Below are 1,952 nucleotides of genomic sequence, written 5' to 3' on the forward strand. Positions count from 1 at the left end.
CTCGACGAGATCGTGAAGCACCTTCCCCCCGCGCCTGCGCCGGAAGAGGGCGAGGGCATCAAGCTGGCCCTGGTGGGACGCCCCAATGTGGGCAAGTCGGCCTTGTTCAACCGCCTCATCGGCGAGAACCGCTCCATCGTCGAAGATCAGCCCGGGGTCACCCGGGATCGCATCTACGCCGAGTGTGATTGGAACGGCCGAGACTTCCTCCTGGTCGACACCGGGGGGATCATCCCCGACACGGCCGAGGGGCGCACCCTCGAGGCGGCCATCCTCGAGCAGGCGCGGGTCGCAGTCGAGGAGTCGAGCGTCATCGTGTTCGTGGTCGACGCCATCGCCGGCATCCACGCCCTCGACGCCGGCATCGCCGAGATGCTTCGCCGAAGCGGCCGCACCGTTCTGCTGGCCGTGAACAAGGTCGACAACCTGAAGCGAGAGGCCGAGATCTACGAGTTCCACGCACTCGCCCTGGGCGATCCGCTCGCTGTGTCCTCGACGAGATCGTGAAGCACCTTCCCCCCGCGCCTGCGCCGGAAGAGGGCGAGGGCATCAAGCTGGCCCTGGTGGGACGCCCCAATGTGGGCAAGTCGTCTCTCGTGAACGCGCTGCTGGGCGAGCAGCGCGTGATCGTCGACAGCACACCGGGCACGACGCGAGACGCCATCGACACCGCCATCACCTGGAACGATCACGCCTTCGTGCTCATCGACACGGCGGGCATGCGCCGCCCGTCGAGGGTCGACGAGAAGGTCGAGTACTACTCGGGGGTTCGCTCCCTGCGCGCCATCCGCCGATGCGACGTGTGCGTTCTCGTCATCGATGCCACCGAGGGCCTGCAGCAGCAGGACAAGCGCATCGCCGGCCACGCGCAGGAGGCGAAGCGGGCGATCATGGTGGTGGTGAACAAGTGGGACCTCGTTCGCGCCCAGAACCCGGGACGCGATGCCGAGATGCGAAAAGAGCTCGGGCAGCGGCTCGCCGAGGAGCTCAACTTCATGTCGTGGGCCCCCATCATCTTCGTCTCAGCCAAGAGTGGCGAGGGGCTGGCCGACATCCTCGAGCTGGCGGGCGAGGTGTACGGAGAGTTCACGCGGCGCCTCGACACGTCGTCGCTCAACAAGCTGGTGCAGGAGGCCCTCATGATGCGGCCGCCCCCTTCGTTCAAGGGGCAGCAGCTGAAGGTCTTCTACGCGCATCAGCGCGACGTGAAGCCTCCGACGCTGGTGCTGCGGGTGAACTCCACCAAGCTGCTCCACTTCTCGTATCGGCGATACCTCGAGAATCACATCCGGCGTGCGTTCGGTCTCATGGGCACGCCCGTCGAGCTCGTGCTCAAGACCTGAGAGACCCGGAACGGAGACGCCCACGTGCTCACAGCCTCTTCCGCTGACCTCGCCCTGCTCTGCCTCGCGGCATACCTGCTGGGTTCCATCCCCTTCGGCCTGGTGGTGGGCCGCGTCGTGCGCGGCGTCGATCTCCGCCAGGTGGGAAGTGGGAACATCGGCGCGGCCAACGCCTTTCGCAGCCTCGGCGCTCCGCTGGGAGTGGCCGTCCTCGCGCTCGACGCGGTGAAGGGCTATCTGCCCGTCACCCTGGCGGGTACGATGTTCGCGCTGCTGGGGCGTGCGGGCTCCCCCTGCCCGGCCACCGCGCAGGTTCTGGTGGGCGTGAGCGCCATCGTGGGGCACAACAGCTCCATCTACCTGCGCTTCAAGGGCGGCAAGGGCATCGCCACCATGTTCGGGGTTCTGCTGGCCATGAGCCCCACGGCCACCCTGGTGGCAGCCCTCGTGTGGGCAGTCGCTCTCGCCCTCACGCGCTATGCCTCGGTGGGCTCGCTCTGCGCCGCCGCGAGCATCCCCGTGTACTTCGCCTGGTCTGGCGCGCCCTCACCCCACCTCATGTTCGGCGTGGTGGCGTGCGCGATGGCGTTCGTGCGGCACCGCTCGAAC

At 67.6% G+C, this 1,952-nt stretch carries 1 protein-coding gene and 1 pseudogene; both read left to right on the top strand.

The genetic code is table 11. The features are described 5' to 3' along the window. Positions 1-57: 57 nt before the first annotated feature. Positions 58-1,343, top strand: a pseudogene (locus EB084_24425) (ribosome biogenesis GTPase Der). A gap of 24 nt (positions 1,344-1,367) precedes the next feature. Beyond that, a partial coding sequence (plsY, locus tag EB084_24430; protein ID NDD31410.1) for a glycerol-3-phosphate 1-O-acyltransferase occupies positions 1,368-1,952 on the top strand: 585 nt, incomplete at its 3' end.

Source organism: Pseudomonadota bacterium, assembly GCA_010028905.1.
GTDB lineage: Bacteria > Vulcanimicrobiota > Xenobia > RGZZ01 > RGZZ01 > RGZZ01.